The organism is Clostridium tarantellae (assembly GCF_009295725.1).
In the GTDB taxonomy this organism is placed as follows: domain Bacteria; phylum Bacillota; class Clostridia; order Clostridiales; family Clostridiaceae; genus Sarcina; species Sarcina tarantellae.
On sequence record NZ_WHJC01000317.1, the window covers coordinates 1 to 3,683 of the forward strand.

The window sequence follows — 3,683 nt, forward strand, 5'->3', positions numbered from 1 at the left end:
ATACTTTTAATTTTATAGTTTTTTTATTTTTTAGGAACTTATAATTTTGAGAATTTGTGGATAACTTTAATTAAAGTGCCGAAGGTGGTCTGCGAAGCAGATTTTTTATTAATAAATAAATTTATAGTTTAAGAAATAAAAAACTTAAAGAAAATAATTTTGAATGAGTAAAAAAGTAATTTATAAAATATAATGGAAAAATGTACAATAATATTGAAAAAATACATAATAATACTGAAAGAATTTTGTATATAAATAAAAAAAATAAAATATTTTTTTAAAAATAATAAAAAACTTAATATACTAAGTATTTAGAAAAGTGGTGATTAGATGAAAAAGTATGTTAAAAGTCTGACATTTTAATAGTATAAAACTTATTTTAATTCTAGCAAATGAAAGGTGAATGAAATTATATTTCAAATGTCAGTAAATTCGAAAAGTAGCCAATAATCTAATTTCAAATAAATGTAAAAAACTTTTTTGTAAACGATACTCAAGCTCTTTACAAACATATATACATCGTGATAAAGTAAATGTGTAAAGAAAATCAATAATAGTTGTTAAAAATATGACGAAATTAGCGAGGGGGATTAACCTATGTTTAAACAATGGGAAGGGTTCAGAGAAGGTAACTGGACTGAAACTATAGATGTAAGAAACTTTATACAAAAGAACTATAAACAGTATGAAGGAGATAAAAACTTCTTAGCAGGTATATCACCAAAAACAGAAAAAGTTTGGGATAAAGCTCAAGCTTTAATTATTGAAGAAATAAAAAAAGGAATCATCGATGTTGCTGTTGATAGAGTATCTGGAATAGATAACTATGAAGCAGGATACATAGACCAAGATAATGAAGTTATCGTTGGACTACAAACAGATGCGCCATTAAAAAGAGTAGTTAATCCATTCGGTGGAATGAGAATGGTTGAAAGTGCTTTAAAAGAGTACGGATATGAATTAAATAGTGATATAAAAGATCACTTTAATGCTTATAGAAAAACTCATAACCAAGGTGTTTTTGATGCTTATACTTCAAAAACAAGAGCAGCAAGATCAGCAGGTCTTTTAACTGGTCTTCCAGATGCATATGGTAGAGGAAGAATAATTGGTGACTATAGAAGAATAGCTTTATATGGAGTAGATAGATTAATAGCTGAAAAGCAAGCTGACTACAATACTATAGATGCTGATACAGTAGAAGAAAAGTTAAGATGTAGAGAAGAAGTAAGTGAACAAATCAGAGCATTACAAGCAATAAAATCAATGGCTGCTAAATACGGTTGCGATATATCACAACCAGCTGAAACAGCAAAAGAAGCTGTTCAAGCAGTATACTTAGGATACTTAGCTGCAATAAAAGAAAACAATGGAGCTGCTATGTCTTTAGGAAGAACATCAACTTTCTTAGATATATTCATTGAGAGAGATTTAGAAAGAGGAATCATCACTGAGGAAGAAGCTCAAGAGATGATAGACCAATTTATCATAAAATTAAGATTAGTAAGACACTTAAGAACTCCAGAATACAATGATTTATTTGCTGGAGATCCTACTTGGGTTACTGAATCAATCGCAGGTATGGGAATTAATGGTAAGTCATTAGTTACTAAAAACTCATTTAGATATCTTCAAACATTAATAAATTTAGGTGCTGCACCAGAACCAAACTTAACAGTTTTATGGTCAGATAAATTACCAGAAAACTTTAAAAAATTCTGTGCTGAAATATCAATAAAAACTGATTCAATTCAATACGAAAATGATGAAGTTATGAGACCTATGTACGGAGATGACTATGCTATAGCTTGTTGTGTATCTGCAATGCAAGTTGGTAAGCAAATGCAATTCTTCGGAGCTAGAGCTAACTTAGCTAAAGCTTTATTATACACAATAAATGGTGGTGTTGATGAGAAAACTGGTAAAACAGTAATTCAAGGATTAAAGCCAATTAATGATGAAGTTTTAGATTATGAAGTTGTAAGAGAAAACTACAATAAAGTTTTAGAATATATTGCTGAATTATACGTTGATACAATGAATGTTATCCACTTCATGCATGATAGATATGCTTACGAAGCAGGACAAATGGCATTACATGATACACAAGTTGGTAGATTAATGGCATTTGGTATAGCTGGATTATCAGTTGTTGCTGACTCATTATCAGCTATAAAATATGCAAAAGTTAAGCCAGTAAGAAATGAAAATGGAATAGCTGTTGATTTTGAAATCGACGGAGATTTCCCTAAATACGGAAATGATGATGATAGAGCTGATGATTTAGCTGTAGCAGTTGTTAATAAATTCTCAACAGAGCTTAAGAAACATCCATTATATAGAAATGCTAAACATACATTATCAATATTAACAATAACTTCAAATGTTGTTTATGGTAAGAAAACTGGTTCAACTCCAGATGGAAGAAAAGCAGGAGAAGCTTTTGCACCAGGAGCTAACCCAATGCATGGAAGAGATGCTAACGGAGCTTTAGCAAGCTTAAATTCAGTTGCTAAAATACCATATGCATCAGTATGTGAAGATGGAGTTTCTAACACATTCTCAATCGTTCCAGATGCTTTAGGAAAAGATGCGGAATCAAGAATAAATAACTTAGTTGCTGTTTTAGATGGATACTTTGGACAAGGTGCTCATCACTTAAATGTTAACGTGTTTAACAGAGAGACTTTAATGGATGCTATGGAAAATCCAGAGAAGTACCCATCATTAACAATCAGAGTTTCAGGTTATGCTGTTAACTTTACAAGATTAACTAGAAACCAACAATTAGAAGTTATAAGCAGAACATTCCACGAAAGCCTATAATTTAAAGATTAAATATTAGATTGAAATATATAATAATAAAAGAGGGAAATAAGGTTAAACCTTATTACCCTCTTTTTAATAATATAATTGAAGTAGGAGGAGTTTTAATATGACAATTGGAAGAATACACTCAATTGAAACTATGGGATTAGTTGATGGACCAGGAATTAGGTTTGTTGTTTTTATGCAAGGATGTAAATTAAGATGTGCTTATTGCCATAATCCAGATACTTGGTTAATGTCAGGTGGAGAAGAATATACTCCAGAACAATTAGTTGCAAAAATAAAAAGATATAGAACTTATTTTGAATCTTCAGGTGGTGGAGTAACTTTTTCTGGTGGAGAACCATTATTACAGCCAGATTTTCTTATTGAATGTTTAAAGCTTTGTAAAGAGGCTGGAATACATACAACAATAGACACTGCAGGTGTAGGCATAGGAAGATATGAAGAGATATTAAAGTATGTAGATTTAGTTTTATTTGATATAAAGCATATTGATACAGAAGGTTATAAAAATTTAGTAGGATTAGATATGAATGAATCAACAAAATTCTTAAATATAGTTCAAGAAATGAATAAAAAAATGTGGATTAGACAGGTAGTGGTTCCAGGAATAACTGATTCAAAAGAATATTTAAGAAAATTAAAAGAGTTTATAGATACACTAAAAAATGTAGAAAAGGTAGAGTTATTACCATACCATGTATTAGGTGTTAATAAATATGAGGTTTTAGGACAAAAATATAAATTAGAAGGGCTAGAACCTATGAATAAAGAACTGCTTAAAGAAATGGAAGAAGAAATCTTTAAAAAATAAATATAGTAAAATTGTGGTTTTCTAAGGTGGTTAAAAA

2 protein-coding genes are annotated in these 3,683 nt (G+C 29.8%); both read left to right on the forward strand.

Going from position 1 to position 3,683, the window contains the following annotated elements; genetic code table 11:
* Positions 1-597 precede the first annotated feature (597 nt).
* On the forward strand, positions 598-2,826 hold the full coding sequence (pflB, locus tag GBZ86_RS13700; RefSeq protein WP_152891561.1) for a formate C-acetyltransferase: 2,229 nt from the start codon (positions 598-600) through the stop codon (positions 2,824-2,826).
* Between the two features lie 109 nt (positions 2,827-2,935).
* Entirely contained in the window at positions 2,936-3,646 is a 711-nt protein-coding gene (gene pflA / locus GBZ86_RS13705; protein ID WP_152891563.1) for a pyruvate formate-lyase-activating protein, read from the forward strand.
* Positions 3,647-3,683: the final 37 nt, after the last annotated feature.